At 42.9% G+C, this 20,726-nt stretch carries 16 protein-coding genes and 1 riboswitch; of the genes, 10 read left to right on the top strand and 6 right to left on the bottom strand.

Annotated elements, in window-relative coordinates; all coding sequences use genetic code 11:
• Positions 1-26: 26 nt before the first annotated feature.
• From AAGR14_RS05345 to AAGR14_RS05360, 4 genes are all read right to left on the bottom strand, one after another.
• Complete coding sequence (locus tag AAGR14_RS05345) at positions 27-701, bottom strand: hypothetical protein (RefSeq protein WP_342647561.1); 675 nt, start codon at positions 699-701, stop codon at positions 27-29.
• 45 nt (positions 702-746) lie between these two features.
• Positions 747-2,138 carry an MBL fold metallo-hydrolase gene (locus AAGR14_RS05350; protein ID WP_342647562.1) on the bottom strand — a complete coding sequence of 464 codons (1,392 nt, stop codon included), beginning with the start codon at positions 2,136-2,138 and terminating at the stop codon, positions 747-749.
• Positions 2,139-2,259: 121 nt separating this feature from the next.
• Complete coding sequence (locus tag AAGR14_RS05355; protein WP_342647563.1) at positions 2,260-4,095, bottom strand: ABC transporter transmembrane domain-containing protein; 1,836 nt, start codon at positions 4,093-4,095, stop codon at positions 2,260-2,262.
• A gap of 259 nt (positions 4,096-4,354) precedes the next feature.
• Complete coding sequence (locus AAGR14_RS05360) at positions 4,355-5,131, bottom strand: SAM-dependent chlorinase/fluorinase (RefSeq protein WP_342647564.1); 777 nt, start codon at positions 5,129-5,131, stop codon at positions 4,355-4,357.
• Between the two features lie 102 nt (positions 5,132-5,233).
• Between AAGR14_RS05360 and AAGR14_RS05365 the strand changes: the two genes are divergently transcribed.
• The 4 genes from AAGR14_RS05365 to AAGR14_RS05380 all read left to right on the top strand — a co-directional run bounded on the left by AAGR14_RS05365 (position 5,234) and on the right by AAGR14_RS05380 (position 8,653).
• Positions 5,234-6,196, top strand: coding sequence for a PhoH family protein (locus AAGR14_RS05365; protein ID WP_342647565.1), 963 nt, complete (start codon positions 5,234-5,236; stop codon positions 6,194-6,196).
• 133 nt (positions 6,197-6,329) lie between these two features.
• The gene (locus AAGR14_RS05370) at positions 6,330-7,274 is read left to right on the top strand and encodes a phosphoribosylaminoimidazolesuccinocarboxamide synthase (protein WP_342647566.1); all 945 of its coding nucleotides are present in this window, start codon (positions 6,330-6,332) and stop codon (positions 7,272-7,274) included.
• 52 nt (positions 7,275-7,326) lie between these two features.
• The gene (locus AAGR14_RS05375) at positions 7,327-7,704 is read left to right on the top strand and encodes an STAS domain-containing protein (RefSeq protein WP_342647567.1); all 378 of its coding nucleotides are present in this window, start codon (positions 7,327-7,329) and stop codon (positions 7,702-7,704) included.
• A 22-nt stretch (positions 7,705-7,726) separates the two neighbouring features.
• Entirely contained in the window at positions 7,727-8,653 is a 927-nt protein-coding gene (locus AAGR14_RS05380; RefSeq protein WP_342647568.1) for a ribonuclease Z, read from the top strand.
• Between the two features lie 85 nt (positions 8,654-8,738).
• Here AAGR14_RS05380 and AAGR14_RS05385 read toward each other — a convergent pair whose 3' ends face one another.
• Positions 8,739-9,686 carry an MlaD family protein gene (locus AAGR14_RS05385; protein ID WP_342647569.1) on the bottom strand — a complete coding sequence of 316 codons (948 nt, stop codon included), beginning with the start codon at positions 9,684-9,686 and terminating at the stop codon, positions 8,739-8,741.
• A gap of 27 nt (positions 9,687-9,713) precedes the next feature.
• Positions 9,714-10,577 (bottom strand): N-acetylmuramoyl-L-alanine amidase, encoded by an 864-nt coding sequence (locus tag AAGR14_RS05390; RefSeq protein ID WP_342647570.1) that lies wholly within the window; start codon positions 10,575-10,577, stop codon positions 9,714-9,716.
• A 91-nt stretch (positions 10,578-10,668) separates the two neighbouring features.
• On the opposite strand from AAGR14_RS05390, the gene AAGR14_RS05395 reads away from it, so the two are divergent.
• The 6 genes from AAGR14_RS05395 (at position 10,669) to AAGR14_RS05420 (ending at position 20,556) form a co-directional block, all read left to right on the top strand.
• Positions 10,669-13,347, top strand: coding sequence for a putative LPS assembly protein LptD (locus tag AAGR14_RS05395; RefSeq protein ID WP_342647571.1), 2,679 nt, complete (start codon positions 10,669-10,671; stop codon positions 13,345-13,347).
• Between the two features lie 4 nt (positions 13,348-13,351).
• Positions 13,352-14,593: a competence/damage-inducible protein A gene (locus tag AAGR14_RS05400; protein ID WP_342647572.1), complete on the top strand. Its 1,242-nt coding sequence runs from the start codon at positions 13,352-13,354 to the stop codon at positions 14,591-14,593.
• 47 nt (positions 14,594-14,640) lie between these two features.
• Positions 14,641-16,302, top strand: coding sequence for a 2-oxo acid dehydrogenase subunit E2 (locus AAGR14_RS05405; RefSeq protein ID WP_342647573.1), 1,662 nt, complete (start codon positions 14,641-14,643; stop codon positions 16,300-16,302).
• Between the two features lie 156 nt (positions 16,303-16,458).
• Positions 16,459-16,574: riboswitch (SAM riboswitch) on the top strand.
• A 263-nt stretch (positions 16,575-16,837) separates the two neighbouring features.
• Positions 16,838-18,175, top strand: a complete 1,338-nt coding sequence (locus AAGR14_RS05410) for an O-acetylhomoserine aminocarboxypropyltransferase/cysteine synthase (RefSeq protein WP_342647574.1) — start codon at positions 16,838-16,840, stop codon at positions 18,173-18,175.
• Between the two features lie 114 nt (positions 18,176-18,289).
• Entirely contained in the window at positions 18,290-19,345 is a 1,056-nt protein-coding gene (gene metX / locus AAGR14_RS05415; protein WP_342647575.1) for a homoserine O-acetyltransferase, read from the top strand.
• The gene (locus AAGR14_RS05420) at positions 19,345-20,556 is read left to right on the top strand and encodes a homoserine dehydrogenase (RefSeq protein WP_342647576.1); all 1,212 of its coding nucleotides are present in this window, start codon (positions 19,345-19,347) and stop codon (positions 20,554-20,556) included. The genes metX and AAGR14_RS05420 overlap by 1 nt, the downstream gene beginning before the upstream one ends.
• The last annotated feature ends 170 nt before the right edge of the window (positions 20,557-20,726 follow it).

Below are 20,726 nucleotides of genomic sequence, written 5' to 3' on the forward strand. Positions count from 1 at the left end.
CTTATTTATTTATAATATACAATATTTTATTGAACGTTGAATGATCCGCTTACGCGCTGAATATCAGTAGTATTCTTGTCATTAGTCAGCAATATATCAAAGGTGCCTTTTGAAGTTATCGTAAAACCGTTATTGGTAAAAGTGTTCAAATTTATCTTACCGGTGGGAGTAGACTGAACACTATAAGAAGTGCCGTCCGCCAGTGTAATATTACCGGTTGTTACATCAAACACGCCAACGGCCGCACCAGATGTGGCGAGCGTGAATTGAATGTCACTGGTAGCGTTATTAGCTGCCCCGGCAATCGTGGTCACTGTAAATCCAAAAAGCGATAAAGATACACCAGTTACGAAATATTTAGTACCGTTGGTTGCAACAGTATATTTTGTGCCTTTCAGTGTAAATACAATACTACCTGCACTGCCTATAGCAACACCTCCGTCTCCGTTACTGTTAACGGTAAGGCTAGTGCCTGTTCCCGTTCCATTACCTGAGCCCGTGCCTGTTCCGCTTCCTGTTCCCGTTCCGCTACCTGAGCCCGAACCTATACCTGTGGTTGGTGTAATACCAGCTATAGGTGTAGATGATACTTTGATCACTGATGGATCAGCATCTTTTCCGCAAGAAAATAATCCGGCTGACGAAATGAGAAGAATGGCTATTAAGGCGTGTGAAGGCTTAAGGCGTAAAGGTATATTCATTTGTTGGTATAACCATTAATGTAAATCGACTTAAAGGTAAGCAGTTTATAACAAATAAGTAACACCTTTTTCGGGCATGTTTACCTGGTAGCCGTCCTGTGTTAGCGAATCGGCTAAAGCCTGCATACTTTCTGTCTCGCCGTGTACGAGAAAAACTTGTTTCAGGTTATCCTGTTTTTGTTGTTTTACGGTATCAACCAAATCGTTATGGTCGCCGTGCGCGCTAAATAAGTCTGTTTTTTTGATGGTGGCATACACAGCAAGTTCGCGATCTTTAATGTGTACAATAGGATCACCGCGGAGCAAGCGATGGCCTAATGTGCCTTTAGCGCAATAGCCGATAAATAAAATGGTACAATAGTAGTTTTGGATATTATAGTATAAATGGTCTTGTATGCGCCCGCCCTCCAGCATGCCTGCCGAGGATATGATGATACAAGGTTCAAAGTAGTTAGATATTTGCTTGCTATCTTTCAGGCTTTCTACGTAAGTTAAGTTATCAAACTCAAACTCATCACCTCGGTGCCGGTAAAATTCCTGTGCCTCGTCATTTAATAAAGCATGATGTTTACGAAATACCCGGGTAGATACAGCAGCCAGCGGACTGTCCACAAATACCTTAACCGGTGGCAATAACCCGTTACTAAATATTTTGTTGAGTGAATACACCAGTGCTTGCGTACGCCCGATGCTGAATGCAGGTATAATTAAACGGCCGGATTCTTTAATGCAGGCTTTATCGATGGTTTCGATCAATACTTCTTCAACAGTTTGCCCCTGGGTATGTAAGCGGCCTCCGTAAGTGGATTCTGAAACCAGGTAATCAACCGGCGGCAAAGGTTGCGGATCATTAAGTACCGGGTAATTTTTACGGCCGATGTCGCCTGTAAAGGCAATGGATTTTTCCTGGCCGTTATCATTTATTTTCAAAACAGCCGCCGCGGCACCTAACAAATGGCCTACAGGCACAAAGGTTAATTCAATGTCGCCATTAAGCCTGAAGGGCTTATTAAATCCAATAGTTACCATGCGTTCAACCGTGTCCATCACGTGTTTTTGCAGGTATAATGGCTGGCGGTTTTGATGCGACCGGCCCCGGCCGTGTTTGCGGCTTTTGTGTTGCTTATTTAAAAATATATTTACCGAGTCCATCAGCAGCAGTTCTGCTAATTCGGCGGTAGGAGGGGTGCATAAAATCTGCCCGTCAAACCCCATACGGATAAGCGTAGGTAAATTACCCGAATGGTCAATATGTGCATGTGTAAGTATTACTACATCGATAGCAGCCGGGTTAAACGGGAAATCTTCGTTGGCTTGTATGTTGCGGTCTTTTTCGTAGTCCAGGCCGCAATCAATCAGTATTTTATATTGGTTAACTTCCAGCAAATGCATGCTTCCGGTAACCTGCCGGGCTGCCCCGTGTATAGTTAAATTCATTCTTATCCTTTGGTTCAGTTGTCTATTGGTTCAAATGGTTAACAGGGCTTTTGGTTTGCATCAAATCATAACATCGTTATGCTCAAACGCCTAAAGGCATATAACCGGCTGAGCCAATAAATCAGGTTGAGGTACTTGTGTCAAATTGTAACTGACTCAGGTAGCGGTATAAGCCTTCTTCGCGGCCAATCAATTCATCGTGAGTGCCACTTTCAATAATACGGCCTTTTTCCAGCACAATAATCTTATCAGCTTCACGAATGGTTGACAAACGGTGTGCAATGATAATCGAAGTACGGCCTTTCATTAGTTCTTCTAATGCTTCCTGCACTAAACGTTCTGACTCTGAGTCGAGCGATGAGGTAGCTTCGTCTAATATTAAGATAGACGGGTTTTTAAGCAAGGCACGCGCTATGGCAATGCGCTGCCGTTGTCCGCCTGATAATTTAACGCCGCGCTCGCCCACTATGGTATCATACCCTTCGGGAAAACCGCTGATAAACTGATGGGCGTTAGCTCTTTTGGCAGCCTGCATAATTTCTTCTTCGGTTGCATCGCGTTTGCCATAGGCAATATTTTCGTGTATACTACCGCCAAACAATAACACATCCTGTGGTACAATGGCTACCTGGTTGCGTATATCGGTTAAAGCATAGTTATCGGCCGGTTGCCCGTCAAACAACATGGTGCCGCTCTGCGGATGGTAAAACTGTAAAATCAGCGCAGCCATAGTTGATTTACCTGAGCCGCTTGGACCTACAATAGCCACCTTCTGGCCTGCCCGGGCATCTAACGAAACATCTTTCAACACTTCAATTTCTGGGCGCGACGGATAATGAAAATCTATGTGACTAAAGCTCAAATTGCCTTGGATGCGTTGCTTAATCACGTTGTCGCTCTCGCGGATAGAAATAGGCTCGCCTTGCTCTGCTAAAATTTCCAGTACACGTTCGCTTGCACCTATGGCTTTCTGGATATTGGCGTACAGGTCGGGGAAACTACCCATAGCAGCACCCACAAAAATCGAATACATGATAAAGGTAGTCAGATCGCCGGTATGCATTTCGCCACGGCTCACTAAAACTGAGCCATACCAAATTACACCCACAAAGGTGCCGAACATACAAAATACAATGAAAGAAGCAAAGATACCCCTGAATTTTGCACCTTTTACTGCAATATCTACTACTTCACGCAGGTTACGATCATAACGGCTGGCCTCAAAAGCTTCGTTTACAAAAGCTTTTACATTGGCTATGCCTTGCAATGTCTCTTCAACAATGGTATTTGACTCTGCCAGCTTGTCTTGTGCCTGGCGCGACAGTTTACGGATGAAACGACCGAAAATTACCGCAAAAGCAATTAAGACCGGTAAAACAGCCAAAACAGCCAGCGTTAATTTTATAGATACCACCACCAGCAGCGTAACACCGCCAACCATCAATACCAACTGCCTGATTACCTCGGCAAATGTTGTGGTGAGTGTATCTTGTATCTGAGATAAATCTGCCGAAATGCGGCTGTTCAGCTCACCAACCCGGCGGTTGGCAAAGAAATTCATGGGCAGGGTAACCAATTTAAAATAGGTATCGCGGCGAATATCGGCCAGTGATTTTTCGGCCACCTGTACAAACCAAACCACCCTAAAAAAGGAGACAACTGCCTGACCAGCTAACAGAAAAAAGCCTGTTATAGCAATGGCGTTTAGTGTTGGCGGTAAAAATTTATATTTGTAATTCCCTTGGGCAGCATCAATTAAAGCACCTAATATAGCCGGAAAAACCAGCGCCACCAGGCTTGATATAAATAAGAAAAGCAAACCAGCTATAAATTTGCCTTTATAAGGTTTTAGATAGCTTAACAGCCTGCTTACATTTTGTAAGCTTTGCTTATTTATTTTTGCTTTAGGTAATTCTTTTTCCGCAGCGTTCCCACTATTCAATCGTGCTCGTGCCATAAACGTATTTAGTTCCTCAACAATTTAATGGGTAAATTTAAGATTTATACACGGCTTAAACGTGCGGCAACTGTAAAATTGACGTTTGAATGTGTTTAATAAAAATGGTTAAGTAGCTGAGTTGTTGATTAGGTGAGTGGGCAGGTTGTTGTTGATTTAATAGTGCCTAAACTATTTGATAAAGAAGTTAAAAATAGAGGGAATAACAAGAAAGTAAAGCCAACTTACATCATCAACTAAATCAGTGAAATAAAAGCAATTACTGAAAATCAATAATCACACTGTCGCCTAAGTTCATGCCTAACAAGCCGCTGGCGTTGCCTTTGTTAATAGCAATTTCGAGGTGGTCGCTTATACCGAACAAACATAATTTCTCCCCTTCAGGCACTTCGTTATAATGCCAGCTTAAATGCGTGATGGTTTCGTTGCGTTTAAAGTAGAGTATAAAGCGCCTGCCTTGCTGTACCCGGTTAAAAAAGTCTTTGGTAATGTTGGTGATTACGTTTTGAAACGAATCGATATAAATTACCATTCCTCTGATCTGGTTACGTTCAATGGCAGGCTGCAGCAGCATCCTTTTTTCTATACCGGCCACAGGTGTACCAATCTCGCTCAGCGGACCACCATTGGCTAAGTGACAGGCTGCTTTCACAAAAATATCCGATAGCGGGAAATGCAGAAACTTCAGGTCCTGCATAATGTCGATCTCCATAATCGCTTCCGGCTCCTCGTCAAATATCAGCGAAAAAATGCCGTTATCAGCTCCAACAAAAAAGTGTTTGCGGTATCTGATGGCCAAAAATTTATTCTCGTCGCTATACACTGTATCAATACCAATCAGGTGCACGGTTTCTTCCGGAAAGTAGTAGAAGCTGTTCTTTAAAATGAAAGCTGCCTGCTGTATATTGAAGGCAGCTACCGTATGAGTAATGTCAACAATATTAACCGTGGGTAATACCCTCAGGATGCTGCCTTTCAGCACCGCCTGATAGATATCTTTATCACCCAAATCAGTTGTTAAAGTTAATATTGCCATTCTTAATTAAATATTTATTGCTAATCTTGTAAAAAGCATCAGCGAGGTGCAAATATCCAAAAATTTAACCATAACGAATCAGCAACTCAAAATCATTTTCTGTTGAACGAACTTAAAATATCAATTGAACATATCAACCCCGCCGTTTTGTGGGGGCCTAATAATGATCATTTTGAGATCATTAAGAAGCAATATCCTAAGCTAAAAATAGTGGCCAGGGGCAGTGAGGTAAAGGTGTTGGGCGATGAGCAGGAGCTTGCTTTTTTTAACGAAAAGTTCGGTTACTTGCTACAGCATGTTGAGAAGCACGACAATTTAAGCATCACGGACCTGGAGCGGATTTTAGGTGCTAAGCATATTGAAATCAAACCATCCGATCAGCCAAATGAAAAGCCAGGCAGCACCGGAGAGGTAATTGTATTTGGGCACAACGGTATCATGGTAAAGGCGCGTACCGCCAACCAGCGCCGTATGGTAGATAGTATCACCAAGAGCGATATTATGTTTGCTATTGGCCCTGCCGGTACTGGTAAAACCTATACTGCGGTAGCATTAGCGGTAAGAGCGTTAAAAAACAAGGAGATTAAACGCATAATCTTAACACGTCCGGCGGTTGAGGCAGGGGAGAACCTTGGTTTTTTACCTGGCGATTTAAAAGAGAAGATAGATCCTTATCTGCGCCCTTTGTACGATGCGCTTGATGATATGATTCCGCCTGAGAAGTTAAAAACTTACCTGGAAAATCGGACCATTGAGATTGCTCCGCTGGCGTTTATGCGCGGCCGTACACTGGATAATTGCTTTGTAATATTGGACGAGGCCCAAAACGCCACCGATATGCAGTTAAAAATGTTTTTAACCCGTATGGGGCCGACGGCCAAATTTATAGTGACGGGTGACGTAACCCAGATTGACTTGCCTAAAAAGCAACAATCGGGTTTACATACGGCCTTACGCATCCTAACCGATATTAAAGGCATCGAAATTATTTACCTGAGCGGCGAAGACGTAGTACGACACAAACTGGTAAGACGTATTCTGGAAGCTTACGGAGATATACAGTAAATCAGAATAAAGAATATAAAATCAGGAGTCAGGAATTTTACTTTAAGTGTTTAATTCCTGATTTCTTGTTTTTACGCTTTACTTTATACCTTTGGCCTCTGTATTCTTGACTCTTTAATCTCTACTCTGATCCATGCAGGCAATTAAACAAACGCAATTTCAATTTCCAGGGCAAACAGCTTATTACAAAGGTAAGGTGCGCGATGTATATACCATCAACAACCAATACCTGGTAATGATTGTAACCGATCGTATATCGGCATTTGATGTAGTGCTTCCGGAAGCTATACCTTACAAAGGGCAAGTGTTAAATCAAATTGCGGCGCATTTTTTAGAAGCTACCAGCGATATTGTGCCTAATTGGGTGGTAAGTGTACCCGACCCAAGTGTTACTATCGGTAAAATGTGCGAGCCTTTTAAAGTGGAGATGGTAATACGTGGTTACCTGGCCGGCCATGCCTGGCGCGAATACAGTGCCGGTAAACGCCAGGTTTGCGGTGTAAGGATGCCTGATGGTTTAAAAGAAAACGACAAGTTGCCCGAGCCTATCATTACGCCTACCACCAAAGCAGCCGTTGGCCATGATGAGGATATTTCTAAAGAAGATATTTTAGCCAAAGGCATTGTGTCTGCTGAGGATTACGAGCAGCTGGAGCAGTATACCAAAGCCTTATTTGCCCGCGGTACCGAAATAGCTGCTGAACGCGGGTTAATTTTGGTAGATACCAAATACGAATTTGGTAAGGCCGATGGCAAAATCTATTTAATAGACGAAATTCATACCCCTGATTCTTCACGTTATTTTTACAGCGAGGGTTACCAGGAACGTCAGCAAAATAACGAGCCACAAAAGCAGCTATCCAAAGAGTTTGTTCGCAAGTGGTTAATTGAAAATGGGTTTCAGGGTAAAGACGGCCAAGCCGTGCCCGAAATGACACCAGAGATCGTGAAATCTATATCTGACCGGTACATTGAATTGTTTGAGCAGATTACGGGTAATCGTTTTGTAAAATCAGATAACCAAAAAGTCCTCTTACGTGTAGAAAATGCGGTTAAACACGCTTTAGAAAGATTGTAATTTTATTTATACGAGAATAAATTTATATCTTAGCCTCATAATTATTTCTAACATGAAATTCTCTGTTGATAAGCATGAAAAGTATGTTTTGATTAAACTAAACGAATCAAAGCTCAATTCATTAATTACACCTCAATTAAAGTCTGAGCTGATTCTGATCAATACAGAAGGTCAGCGTAATATCATCCTGGATTTATGCCAGGTTAAGTTTGCTGATTCGTCAGGTTTAAGCAGCTTGCTGGTAGGCCACCGTTTGTGCAAAAATGCAGAGGGCAGCTTTATCTTAACTTGTTTAAACGATGCTGTTGCACGCTTAATCAACATCTCTCAATTGGAAAATGTATTAACCATTGTACCTACCGTTGAAGAGGCTATTGACCATGTTTTTATGGAAGAAATAGAAAAAGAACTGAAGAGAGAAGCAAAATAAGCTTTATGTGTGTTTACCCGTTATGAAATTTGAGGTAACCATACTTGGCAGCAGTTCAGCAACACCTATTTTTAACAGAAATCCTACGGCACAGGTGCTCAATATCAATGAGCGCCTGTACCTCATAGACTGCGGCGAGGCTACCCAGCTCCAGATGCTGCGCTTTGAGGTTAGATCCAGTAAAATAGATCATATCTTTATAAGCCATTTGCACGGCGACCACTATTTAGGCTTGGTCGGCTTACTGTCGTCTATGCACCTCAACGGGCGTGTAAAGCCCCTAAAGCTATTTGGACCTGCACCGCTTAAAGAAATCATCGACGTACAGTTTAAATACTCAGAAACTAAGCTGAATTACGAGCTTAATTTTGTAGCTACCAATTCGCTTACGCCCGAAATAATATTAGATAACCAGGATGTTATCGTAGAAACCATTCCGCTCGATCATCGCATACCAACTACCGGCTTTTTATTTAAGCAAAAAAAGCGCCTTCGTAAAATTATCAAGGCTAAAGCCGAAGCATTGGGCATTCCGGTTGAACATTATCCGCTGTTAAAAAAGGGTGCGCCCTTTACCGCAGCAGACGGGCGGGTTTATAAAAGCGAAGAACTTACTGTTGAACCCGATAGGCCGAAGTGCTATGCTTTTTGCTCTGATACTATTTATAATGAGCGGTATTTTGATCAGATTAGAGATGTAGATATGTTATATCATGAGGCTACCTTTTTGCATAACATGCTCGACAGGGCTAATAAAACATTTCACACCACAGCCTGGCAGGCAGGGCAGGTGGCCTTGCAAACTAATGCCAAAGCGTTATTAATCGGGCATTTTTCGGCACGTTATAAAAGCTTAACGGAATTATTAGATGAGGCCAGCAGCGTTTTCCCAAAAACTGAATTAGCTATTGAAGGAAACGTCTACCAGATTGGTGACGATATGGCTTAAGTAAAACCAACAGAAATTTCATAAAAAGCGAAAGGGTTGATATAGCTATATATCAACCCTTTCGCTTTTTATTTTATATATAGTATTAGTCAGCCTTACGCCCAAACACCGAAAAACTTACGTAACGTTTTGGATGTGCCTTTAAATCAATAAATAAGTTATTCAGGTTGGCTGATGCCTCATTTAGGTTGTTGTACATTTTGTCATCATTCATTAGCAAACCTAATGAACCTTTACCGCTGTTAATACGACCCACGGTAGCTTGTAAATCGGCCATAGTTTTGTTGGCATTGTCAAGCGTTTGCTTAATGTTTGAATTTGCCAGGTCATTGCTTACCTTTTCAAAATTAGCTGTCGTAGTATTAAGGCTCGCTGTGCTGGTGCGCAGGTTGGTGGTTAACACTTCTGCGTTAGACATGATGCCGTTAATATGTCCGGCTTGAGCACCTACCAGGCGATCAATTTTTTTGGTGGTGCCTTCAAGTGTTTGCAATGAATTAGCAATGCTTAAAAAGCTGCGGTCAACATTACGCTGGAATTCAGGATTCAAAATTTTATTGATAGCGGCCAGGCTTGAGTCAACTTTTTCCATCAGCAACTCAGCCTTACGTTGTACCGGTTGCAGGCTTTGTGCCAAACTGCCCTGAATATCTGCACGAAGCGTATCTTTATCCTCGGCTAACTCACGGCTGTTACCCATTTCAAAAATAATTGCCTTACTACCTAACAAGTCAGTACTTTCTAACCGGGCCAGGGTATTGGCAGGAACCGGATATTTAGGATCAATTTTAAACTCAACTACCGTAAAGCCACTTTGCGATTGCAAAGTCATGTTAGATACATGGCCTATCTGAAAACCGTTAACTAATACGGGTTTGCTTAAAGTTAAGCCCTCAACATTGCGGTATATAGCATAAAATTTGTTAGAGCCGGAAAAAACATCGTTGCCTTTCAGGTAGCTGAATCCTAAGATCAGGATAACCAGGCCAACAACGGTTACAATGCCTATTTTAGTTTCGTTATTTATTTTCAAGGTAGCTGTATTAAATATGTACTGTTATTATTGAGGCACTTGTTCAACCTCTCTTTTATACTGTTTGATTGCTCTAACAATCGAATTTACAATTTCGTTTTGTCCTTGGTCTGAGTTTAAGTAATCTTCTTCTTCCGGGTTGTTAATAAAACCTGTTTCTACCAGTATTGAGGGCATTGAGGTTTGTGCTAAAACCTGCACGCCCTGCTCAATTACGCCTAAACTGTTACGGCCATCGGTATTTACAAACTCATTATTTACCAAGTTGGCCAGGTGTATACTTTGTTTGCGGTATTTATCTCGCAAAAAATTCAACGTTATGGCATCCTCCGGTGATAAAGCGGTTACTTCTTTTTTTGAGTATGCTTTTTCTTCTTCGGCAAACTGGTTTTCCATAATAGCCGCTACCTGCTCGCCCGACCGTCTAAAGATGTTAACCAACAGCAAAACTCCTTTACCTGAACGGTTAGGTACCGAAACTGTTTTTCCGTTCACTACTTTTCTAACATTAGGTAATGAGTTGCAGTGCAGTGAAATATACAAATTAGCCTTATTGTCGTTAGCCATTACCGCACGTAAACCATTGTTTACAAACACATCAGTTGTGCGGGTCATTAAAACATTTAAATCTTTTATTTCTTTTTGAACGGCCTGCTGCAATTTTAACGCGATAGCCAACGTTACATTCTTTTCCAATGAATAGGCTCCGGATGCACCTGTTGCCCGCCCGCCGTGGCCGGCATCAATAACAATGGTGCGCAGTTTAAAACCGTTAGAAACGACAGACGAGTCGTTGATAATCGGATGGCCTGTAGCAAGTGCAACATTTATAAACAAAACGAAGAATGCTGATAAACCGTAAATCAATAGTTTGAAACTTTTATTTTTCATTATTTTTGAACCGCATTAACTTTATCTGCAAAAATACTATTCATAATCAATTTTGAAATTTCTCAGGTTTTTTTTTCTAATAGCCATTGTTTTGATAGTTAATGCAATAGCTCATGCCAAAAGACATGGTCACATTAAACCTGCGTTATTAATTGATACCATCATTAAGCTCGACTCGGTAAAAGACAAAAAGTTACTCCGGGCAAATAAGCGTAAATCAGGTAAAAACCCGGCCACTGACACTACTAAAAGGCGACAACCTGCAGATACGACTAAAAAAAATGGTCAGGGTTTACAGTCACGCGTAAAAGCTGTGGGCGGCGATAGTACTTATTACGATGCCGAGCGAAAATTAAAGTATTATTTTGGTAATGCACGGGTTACTTACGGAGACTTTTCGTTGGATGCCGATTATATACGTATTGATGAAAAGAAACAACTGATTTTTGCCAGCGGACGTAAAGATCCAAAAACGCATCGTTATGGTAACCGGCCCATTGCTAAAAATGGCAATGATAATCCGTTAACGGCCGACTCTATTTTATACAACTATAAAAGTAAAAAGGCATATTCTTACAATACATCTACCGAGCAGGAAGGTAACTTTATAACCGGTGGCGAGGCTAAAAAACTAAATGAAACTGAGGTGGCTTATCATAACATTTTGTTTAGTACCTGTTCCTTACCCTATCCGGATACGCACTTTGGTATCGTTATTACTAAAGGTATCGGCGAAAAAAACCGGATTATATCAGGTCCGGCTTATCTGGAAATAGCGGGTGTACCGTTGCCGCTGGCCGTTCCTTTTGGCTTTTTTCCAAAGCCTAACAGCCGTGCATCGGGTTTTATTTTGCCATCATTTGGCGAGGATGCCCGTTTAGGTTTCTTTTTGCGGAATTTTGGATACTATAAGGCTTTTAGTGATTACCTGGACTTAACCACCATGGCCAGCTATTATTCGCGTGGCTCTTACGAACTTGGTACCACGGCCCGCTATTTAAAGCGGTATAATTATCAGGGTACCTTGGCGCTTAATTACGGCTCGCACAACTATGGTGTACAGGGCGATCCATATGTAAAAGACTTTAGCATACAGTGGACGCACTCGCAGGATGCCAATGCGCACCCGGGTACTAACTTCAGTGCTTCGGTAAATGCTGCAACTTCCAGTTTTTATCAAAATAACCCGGCTACCACAAATTATAACCTGCAGCAGCTAACGCAAAATAACTTGCGTTCGAGTATTGCTTATTCGCATACCTGGGCTGGTACACCATTTAACTTTACAGCCAACCTTTCGCATAGCCAGGATCTGAGTAAAAAAACGGTATCGCTGGAGCTGCCTACCTTCAATTTTAACATGACCTCTATCAGCCCGTTCGACTCGAAGAACAGGGTAGGTGAGCAAAAATGGTATCAAAAGTTAACGGTAAGCTATACCTTGCAGGGTACCAATAAGATTAACGCCGTGCCGGAGGCGCAACTATTTCAAAGCTCAACGTTAACCAAAAGGCTCCAGTCGGGTTTTCTGCACCAAATACCTGTTGGCTTAAACCTTAATGTGTTCAAATATTTTCAGTTTAATACCAGTGCCAATTATACTGAACGCTGGACGTTTCAAACCATTCGTCAGCGTTATGCACGTGGGAGCATTAACGGTAAATCAGAACTCATTACAGACACCATACCCGGCTTTGCCCGTAATGGCGAGTATTCCATCAATGGAGGTTTTTCTACCAAAGTATACAATCAATTAGATTTTAAAGGTAATGGTGTGTTAAAGGCGATAAGACATGTGATGACGCCTAACATCAGCTTTAATTACCGGCCAGATTTCGGCGATCCGGTATATGGTTATTACCGCACTGTGGTTAGTGATGCCGTAGTACCTTATCCGGCTACTGCCTCAAAATATTCTATTTTTAGTAACACCGTTTACGGCGGACCAAGCGCCGGTAAATTTGCAGGTGTAAGTTTTTCGCTCGATAATACCATTGAGGCTAAAATGAGAGCTAAGAGTACTGATACCTCTGGGGCCGACCGCAAGGTGTCTATATTACAAGGTTTAAGTTTGGCCGGTTCGTATAACTTTGCTGCCGATTCATTCAGGTTGTCACCTATATCGCTTAATGCTCACACTGCTATTTTCAATCAAAAGGTAAGTATTAGTGTAAATGGTACGCTCGATCCATATGTAACGCAAATCATCGACTCGGTTAGTAATGGTGTAATTACCCGTACACCAAGGCAGGTAGATCGTTATACATTCCAAAACGGTCGGTTCCCGACATTAACCAACTTAAGTTTTTCAACCAGCTTTAGTTTAAACTCCAAGGCTAACTCAGGCCGTACGCGTCCGGCAAGTACATTGCAAAACATGACCAGCGCACAGGCGCAGCAATTAGCTTTGATTGACAGTGACCCGAGCCGGTATGTCGATTTTAACGTGCCTTATAACGTGAGTGTTAATTTTAACTTAAACTATGCCAATAGTTACGTTGCCAAAACCGTATCCAGCACCGTAAGCGCCAGCGGCGATGTTAACGTATCTCCTAAGTGGAAAGTGCAGTACACAACAAATTATGACTTCAGGGCCAAACAAATTGGCATTACGCAGTTTTCTATCTATCGTGATTTGCATTGCTGGGATTTATCATTCCGGTGGACTCCATTCGGCGTTTATAAATCATTTAGTGTTGATTTAAGGGTAAAAGCATCTATTTTGCAAGATCTTAAATTGAGTAAGCGTAAAGACTACTACAACAATTAATTACATGCTGGCAGAAATTATTACTATTGGCGATGAGATACTCATTGGCCAGATTGTGGATACCAATTCGGCTTGGATGGCCCAGGAACTTAATGCCGTTGGTATTCGCATCAAGCAGATATCTTCGGTATCTGACGACCGCGAACATATATTAAAAGCACTGGCCGAAGCTCAAACACGTGCGGACATTATTTTAATTACCGGCGGATTGGGGCCAACCAAAGATGACATCACCAAAAAAACGCTTGCCGACTACTTTGGCGTAGGCCTGGTAGAAAACGAAGAGGCGCTTGCCAACGTGCAACGCATTTTTGCCAAGTACAATCGTCCGCTGCTGGAGGTTAACCGCCAGCAGGCTTTGGTGCCTGCAAACTGTGAGGTGCTGAATAATTTGAATGGCACCGCACCGGGCATGTGGTTTAATCACCAGGGCAAAGTGCTGGTTTCGATGCCGGGTGTACCCTTCGAGATGATGTATATGATGGAAGGGCAGGTAATACCGCGGTTAAAAGCCAATTTTAAACTGCCTTATATTATTCATAAAACTATACTTACGGTAGGAGAGGGCGAGTCGTTTATTGCCGAGCGTATTGCAGATATTGAGGATGCCTTACCAGGTTATATCAAATTGGCCTATCTGCCCAAATTAGGCCAGGTGCGTTTGCGGTTAAGCGGCTATGGTGATAACGAAACTGCGTTGCAGACAGAAATTGACAGGTTTGCCGACCAGATTGTTGATCGCCTCCAGAACGTTGTAGCCGCCCGTGAAGATATTGCTCTCGAAAAAGCAATTATGAATAAACTGGAAGAAATGGGTTGCACCGTTTCGCTGGCCGAAAGTTGTACAGGTGGTTACTTGGCACATCTATTCACACAGCATCCGGGGTCTTCAAAAACGTTTTTAGGCGGAGCTGTAGCGTATGCTTATTCGTTAAAAGAAAGTATATTAGATGTAAGCGCTGTAACACTATTACGGCATGGCGCTGTAAGCGAAGAAACCGCTACCGAGATGGTAACAGGCGCTTTAAAAAACTTTAAATCTGATTATGCCGTTGCGGTTACCGGCATTGCTGGCCCTGATGGAGGTACGCCAGATAAGCCAGTGGGCACCGTTTGGATAGCCGTGGCCGGTCAGAATAAAAGTATCGTCAGAAAGTTTGTGTTTGGTAATAAACGGCGCCAAAATATAGAGCGCACGGCTATTACTGCCCTGGGTATGTTGAATACTTTACTGGGCGCACAATAAAACTACCGGATAAATAGTTAATTTTGGCCTGACTTAGAGATTAAACCATGGCGAAATTCGAACTGCTGCTGCCCAGAATGGGTGAAAGCGTTGCTGAAGCAACCGTTATTAAATGGCTGAAACAACCGGGCGACCGGATTGAGGCAGATGACGCTGTGGTTGAAATTGCTACCGATAAAGTAGACTCTGAGGTACCATCGCCGGTGAGCGGCGTTTTGAAAGAGCAATTGTTTAAGCAAGACGACGTAGTGCAGGTGGGTGCCTGCATTGCCGTAATCGAAACTGTTGACGAGCCCGAAAGCCAGCCCGAAGAAAAACCGGTAACCCGCTTTGAACTTTTATTGCCCAAAATGGGCGAAAGTGTTGCCGAGGCTACCCTGGTGAACTGGCTGAAACAGCCCGGCGAAAAGGTAACTGTTGATGATGCCCTTGTAATGATATCTACCGACAAGGTAGATTCTGAACTTCCATCGCCCGTTAACGGAACTTTAGTTGAGCACCTGTTTAAGTCAAACGAAGTTATTAAGGTAGGCACGCCAATAGCGGTAATTGAAACCGCCGATAAAACAAACTACCAGCCTGCTACACCGCCGGCACCTAAGCCAGAACCAAAAGCAGAGCCTGAGCAGGTAATGGATCCGGAGCCTGTGCCGGAAATGGCGCCTCATGTTCCTGGGTTAGAGCAATTACAGTCTAAAACCAGTCAAACAACACCTCCGGCCGCGCAATCATCAGGTATCCGTTTTTATTCTCCTTTGGTACGCAATATTGCCAATCAGGAAAATATTGGGCAAACCGAGCTGGATGCTATTCCGGGTACCGGGGCCGAGGGGCGTTTAACCAAGAATGATTTGATGGCTTACCTGCAAAACCGTGGCGAGGCTCAATCTGAAAAACCTGCGGCCGAAGTTCAGGCACCGGCTTCGACAACTGCAAGTACTCCTGCTGCGCCAGCCGAAAAAAGGGAAGCACCGCAACAGCCCGCACAAAGTTTAAACAGCGGCGACGAGATTATTGAAATGGACCGTATGCGCCGGTTAATTGCCGACCATATGGTGATGAGCCGCGATACCTCGGCGCACGTTACCTCATTTGTTGAGGCCGACGTAACCAATCTGGTTTACTGGCGCGAAAAGGTTAAAGGTAAATTTGAAAAACGCGAAGGGCAAAAACTAACCTTTACCCCTATATTTATTGAAGCAGTAGCCCGTGCTATTGTTGATATGCCAATGATTAACGTATCTGTAAATGGTACGCAAATCATCAAAAAGAAAGATGTGAACATTGGTATGGCTACAGCGCTACCGAGTGGCAACCTGATTGTGCCGGTAATTCGTCGTGCCGAGAGGCTCAACCTGACGGGTTTAGCCAAAAGCGTAAACGATTTGGCCAACCGTGCGCGTAATAACAAGCTACAGCCTGATGATACCCGCGATGGTACTTTTACCATTACCAACATTGGTATGTTTGGAAACATAATGGGTACGCCTATTATCAACCAGCCGCAGGTAGCTATATTAGCCATAGGCACTATTAAAAAGAAACCGGCTGTTATAGAAACACCTACCGGAGATGTTATAGCCATAAGGCACATGATGTATCTATCGTTATCATACGACCATCGTGTGGTAGATGGCGCCCTGGGCGGCTCGTTTGTAAAACGTGTAGCCGACTATCTCGAAAACTGGGATTTAAACCGCGATATCTAAATAAATACAGAAACTTACGCCTTTGCTTTTGGTGTAAGTTTCTGTAAATGAATACCTAAAGAAAATATTTTATAAAAATTTGTATAATTAAGCGTTTACGCACTACCTTTGCCTTTAAGGTTTAAATACCATAATCAAATACCCTCCGTTGGTTTTGATTTATAAAGAAGCGGCGAGAGATCAGGCTCCCTGACCCGCTGGCAACCCTCCGATAGGCGGAGAAGGTGCCAATTCCTGTCCCGGTCTGGACATACAGCCGGGGAATATAAGTGAAATAACCATGATACACGTTAAATCCACTACTGCAATTTTATTGGCTGCCCAAACGGGTAAATTTTTTGGTACTTACAGTTTTGCTGCTAACTGTTTGTGCATGTGTTGTTGCCATTAAAGCAATTGCACGTTTCCATTCACTGCGCTTTTGTTGCAAATAAATGCTAACGTGTTTTACGCCGGGATTTGCTGTATCCTGTCCGTAAGCTAACCTCAAGGCAACAGTCATTCACCAAAGTCATTACCATTAACTGTAAACATCATGTCAACAACACCTTTAAAATTCGAAACTTTACAATTGCACGCCGGTCAGGAAGTTGATCCCATCACCGGTTCGCGTGCAGTGCCTTTATATCAAACTACTTCGTACGTTTTTAAAAATGCCGAGCATGGCGCTAACCTGTTTGCGCTAAAAGAATTTGGCAACATCTACTCACGGATTATGAATCCGACAACTGATGTATTTGAGAAACGTATTGCCGCGCTCGAAGGTGGGGTAGCTGCCCTGGCAACGGCATCGGGTCAGGCAGCTCAGTTTATTGCGCTAAACAACATCCTACAGGTAGGCGACAACTTTGTTACCTCACCGTTTTTATATGGTGGGACGTATAACCAGTTTAAGGTAGCCTTTAAACGTTTGGGAATAGAAGCGCGTTTTGCTGCGAATGAACAGGCTGATAGTTTAGAGCGTTTGATTGACGATAAAACTAAAGCTATTTATTTAGAAACCATCGGTAATCCAGGCTTTAACATCCCGGATTTTGAACAGATAGCTGCTTTGGCCCGTAAGTATGATTTGCCGCTCATTGTAGATAATACCTTTGGTGCCGGAGGATATTTGTTCCGCCCCTTAGAGCATGGCGCTCACGTGGTAGTTGAGTCGGCCACTAAATGGATTGGCGGGCATGGTACCAGCATTGGTGGCGTAATTGTAGATGGCGGTAACTATAATTGGGGTAATGGTAAATATCCGCAATTTAGCCAACCTGCAGAGGGCTATCATGGATTGATATTTTCTGAAGTGTTTGGGGTAGGCGGCCCTTTCGGCAACATCCAATTCATCATCAGGGCTAGGGTAGAGGGCTTGCGCGATTTTGGTGCATCGCAATCACCTTTTAATTCGTTTTTACTACTGCAAGGTTTAGAAACCCTTTCGTTGCGTGTGCAGCGCCATGTAGATAATACGCTTGAACTGGCTATTTGGCTCGAACAGCATCCGCAGGTAGCTAAGGTCAACTATCCGGGTTTGCCATCTTCGCCATATCATCATTTGGCCAAGCGCTATTTAAAAAATGGTTTTGGTGCGGTGTTGTCATTTGAGTTAAAAGGCGATAAGCAGCACGCTTCCAAATTAATAGATAGCTTGCAAATGGTAAGCCACCTGGCCAATGTAGGCGATGCTAAAACGCTCATCATCCAGCCATCGGCTACCACACATCAGCAATTATCTGACGTGGAGCAACTGGCTGCGGGTGTAACGCCAAATTTATTGCGTGTTGCTGTGGGCATCGAACATATTGATGATATCAAAGCCGATTTTGAACAGGCTTTTGCTGTTGTAAAGACATTGGATGCAGCAATAGTTGGTGATTTAGATTAATAAACAGCTTTCATTCTTGAGATAAAGACGAAGCTTTAAAATATAGTTTTTTTAGTTTTTGATAGTGATTAATAAAGCCCTCCAGCAATGGGAGGGCTTAATCAAATTACAGCAATGAGTTTACAAACCTTCAATTATACAGGTACATTTGAGTTAGAATCGGGCAAGCAACTGGAGGGTTTACAGGTGGGTTATCACACGTATGGCCGGTTAAATGCCGCTAAAGATAATGTGGTTTGGGTATGCCATGCCCTTACTGCCAACTCGGATGTGCTCGACTGGTGGAAAGGATTTGTTGGCGAGGGTTACTTTTTTAACCCCGACGAGCATTTTATTATTTGTGCCAATGTGTTAGGTTCTGCTTACGGTACTTCCAATCCGTTAAGCATCAACCCATCAACCGGCCAGCCATTTTATTTAGATTTTCCGCAGTTTACCATCCGCGATATGGTAAAGGCCCACCAATTACTGGCTGATGATTTAGGTATTAACCAAATCGATGTATTGATTGGTGGATCATTAGGTGGGCAGCAGGCACTGGAGTGGAGCATTATAGAGCCATCGCGCATCAAACAATTGATTTTGATTGCCAGCAACGCTAAACACTCACCCTGGGGTATAGCTTTCAACGAGTCGCAGCGCCTGGCTTTAACGGCCGATCAGACTTTTAACAACGGTACACCCGATGGTGGCAGCGCAGGTTTAAAGGCTGCCCGCAGTATGGCCCTACTATCGTATCGGGGTTACAAGGCTTATAACATTAAACAGCACGAGGATGATGACAGCAAAACAGATGACTACCGTGCAGCCTCATACCAAAGCTACCAGGGAGATAAACTGGTAAACCGCTTTAATGCCTATAGCTACTGGTATCTGAGCAAAGCGATGGACTCACACCACGTAGGCCGCAATCGTGGTGGTTTAGAGAACGCTTTAAGTCAGGTTACAGCGCAAACTATAGTAATTGGCATCAAGTCAGATATTCTATTCCCGATTGAAGAGCAGCAGTACCTGTTTCAGCATATCCCGAAGGCTGCTTATGCCGAACTTGATTCGTTTTATGCGCACGACGGTTTTTTAATTGAAACTGAATTATTAACAAAAATTGTTTCCTCGTTTATCAAAACTGACGTGAGGGGCAAAATTATAGAATTACAAAAAATAGCTTAATGAGTAAAAAACTTACCATTGGTTTGTTTGGTTTTGGTGTGGTTGGACAAGGGTTATATGATATTATTAAAACCAAGCACCTTAATCTTGAAATTAAAAAGATAGCCATTAAAAATCCGGAGAAGCAGCGGAGCTTACCCGCCGAGCTTTTTACTACCGACCGGGACGAAATTTTAAACAACCCCGAAATAAACACGGTTGTAGAACTAATTAATGATACCGATGCCGCTTTCGAAATAGTATCGAGAGCTTTGGCCTCGGGAAAGCATGTTGTATCGGCCAGTAAAAAAATGGTGGCTATCTACCTGCAGCAGTTGATCGATTTGCAGCAGGAGCACAATACCTCTCTACTATACGAAGGTGCGGTATGTGGTAGTATTCCAATCATCCGTAATCTTGAAGAGTATTATGATAACGAGCTGCTGCACTCTATCAGCGGTATTTTTAATGGGTCATCTAATTATGTGCTTTCTAAAGGCTTTTTAGAAAACATGGATTACGATACTGCCTTGAAGCAAGCGCAGGATTTAGGCTTTGCCGAAACTGACCCTACCTCGGATGTAGGCGGTTTTGATGCTAAGTACAAGCTAATCATCGCAGCGGCGCATGCTTACGGTATTGTGGTTAACCCCGATGATGTATTAAATATCGGTATACAGACCCTTTCGGCGTACGATATGCAGTACGCGCGCGAAAAAGGCTTGAAAATTAAGCTGGTTCCGGTGGCTAAGGAGTTGGACGATAAACACGTAGCCTTATTTGTACTGCCCAAGTTTGTAAACGAAACAGAGTTTTTATACAACGTAGAATACGAGTACAACGGCGTAACTGTACAGGCTGCCTTTGCCGACCAGCAATTCTTTTTTGGTAAAGGAGCAGGCGGGCACCCAACGGGTTCTGCCGTACTGTCTGACATTGCAGCATTGCGTTATGACTATGGCTACGAGTACAAAAAGGCCCGGGAAAAGCAGGGTCTGAATTTTACCAATAACATCGAGCTGAACGTTTACCTGAGGTACGATGATGAACAACTGGTGCAAGACCTTAACTTTTTGCATATCCAGGAACGCTATTATTCGGGCAGTTTTAAATTTGTTATCGGAAAAATTAATTTGCAAAATCTGATTGCTTTGCAACACCGTATATTTGAAAGTAAGGCTTTTATAGCATTTGCCGATCAGCTTGCAGGAGTCAGCTTAGCCTCGGCATAATTTTTCTTAGTGGCAAGTTTTTAGTAGATTTCTTGCCTACTATTGATGGGTGAAGGGTTTCCTGAATAAAGGGAAACCCTTCTTTTTTGATGTAACCGGAAGCATTATAGATTTGATGCTGATGTTATAACAGGCTCTCTACTACATTCACATCAAAACATATTCGTTAT

Origin of the sequence: Mucilaginibacter sp. CSA2-8R (genome assembly GCF_038806765.1) — a bacterium.
GTDB lineage: Bacteria > Bacteroidota > Bacteroidia > Sphingobacteriales > Sphingobacteriaceae > Mucilaginibacter.

What these genes read in the sequence shown, in the direction of transcription:
- metX (WP_342647575.1), top strand. Translation starts at nt 18,290, where the DNA reads ATGAGTTTACAAACCTTCAATTATACAGGTACATTTGAGTTAGAATCG.
- AAGR14_RS05375 (WP_342647567.1), top strand. Translation starts at nt 7,327, where the DNA reads ATGAAATTCTCTGTTGATAAGCATGAAAAGTATGTTTTGATTAAACTA.
- AAGR14_RS05350 (WP_342647562.1), bottom strand. Translation starts at nt 2,138, where the DNA reads ATGAATTTAACTATACACGGGGCAGCCCGGCAGGTTACCGGAAGCATG.
- AAGR14_RS05345 (WP_342647561.1), bottom strand. Translation starts at nt 701, where the DNA reads ATGAATATACCTTTACGCCTTAAGCCTTCACACGCCTTAATAGCCATT.
- AAGR14_RS05420 (WP_342647576.1), top strand. Translation starts at nt 19,345, where the DNA reads ATGAGTAAAAAACTTACCATTGGTTTGTTTGGTTTTGGTGTGGTTGGA.
- AAGR14_RS05400 (WP_342647572.1), top strand. Translation starts at nt 13,352, where the DNA reads ATGCTGGCAGAAATTATTACTATTGGCGATGAGATACTCATTGGCCAG.
- AAGR14_RS05405 (WP_342647573.1), top strand. Translation starts at nt 14,641, where the DNA reads ATGGCGAAATTCGAACTGCTGCTGCCCAGAATGGGTGAAAGCGTTGCT.
- AAGR14_RS05410 (WP_342647574.1), top strand. Translation starts at nt 16,838, where the DNA reads ATGTCAACAACACCTTTAAAATTCGAAACTTTACAATTGCACGCCGGT.
- AAGR14_RS05355 (WP_342647563.1), bottom strand. Translation starts at nt 4,095, where the DNA reads ATGGCACGAGCACGATTGAATAGTGGGAACGCTGCGGAAAAAGAATTA.
- AAGR14_RS05360 (WP_342647564.1), bottom strand. Translation starts at nt 5,131, where the DNA reads ATGGCAATATTAACTTTAACAACTGATTTGGGTGATAAAGATATCTAT.
- AAGR14_RS05390 (WP_342647570.1), bottom strand. Translation starts at nt 10,577, where the DNA reads ATGAAAAATAAAAGTTTCAAACTATTGATTTACGGTTTATCAGCATTC.
- AAGR14_RS05370 (WP_342647566.1), top strand. Translation starts at nt 6,330, where the DNA reads ATGCAGGCAATTAAACAAACGCAATTTCAATTTCCAGGGCAAACAGCT.
- AAGR14_RS05380 (WP_342647568.1), top strand. Translation starts at nt 7,727, where the DNA reads ATGAAATTTGAGGTAACCATACTTGGCAGCAGTTCAGCAACACCTATT.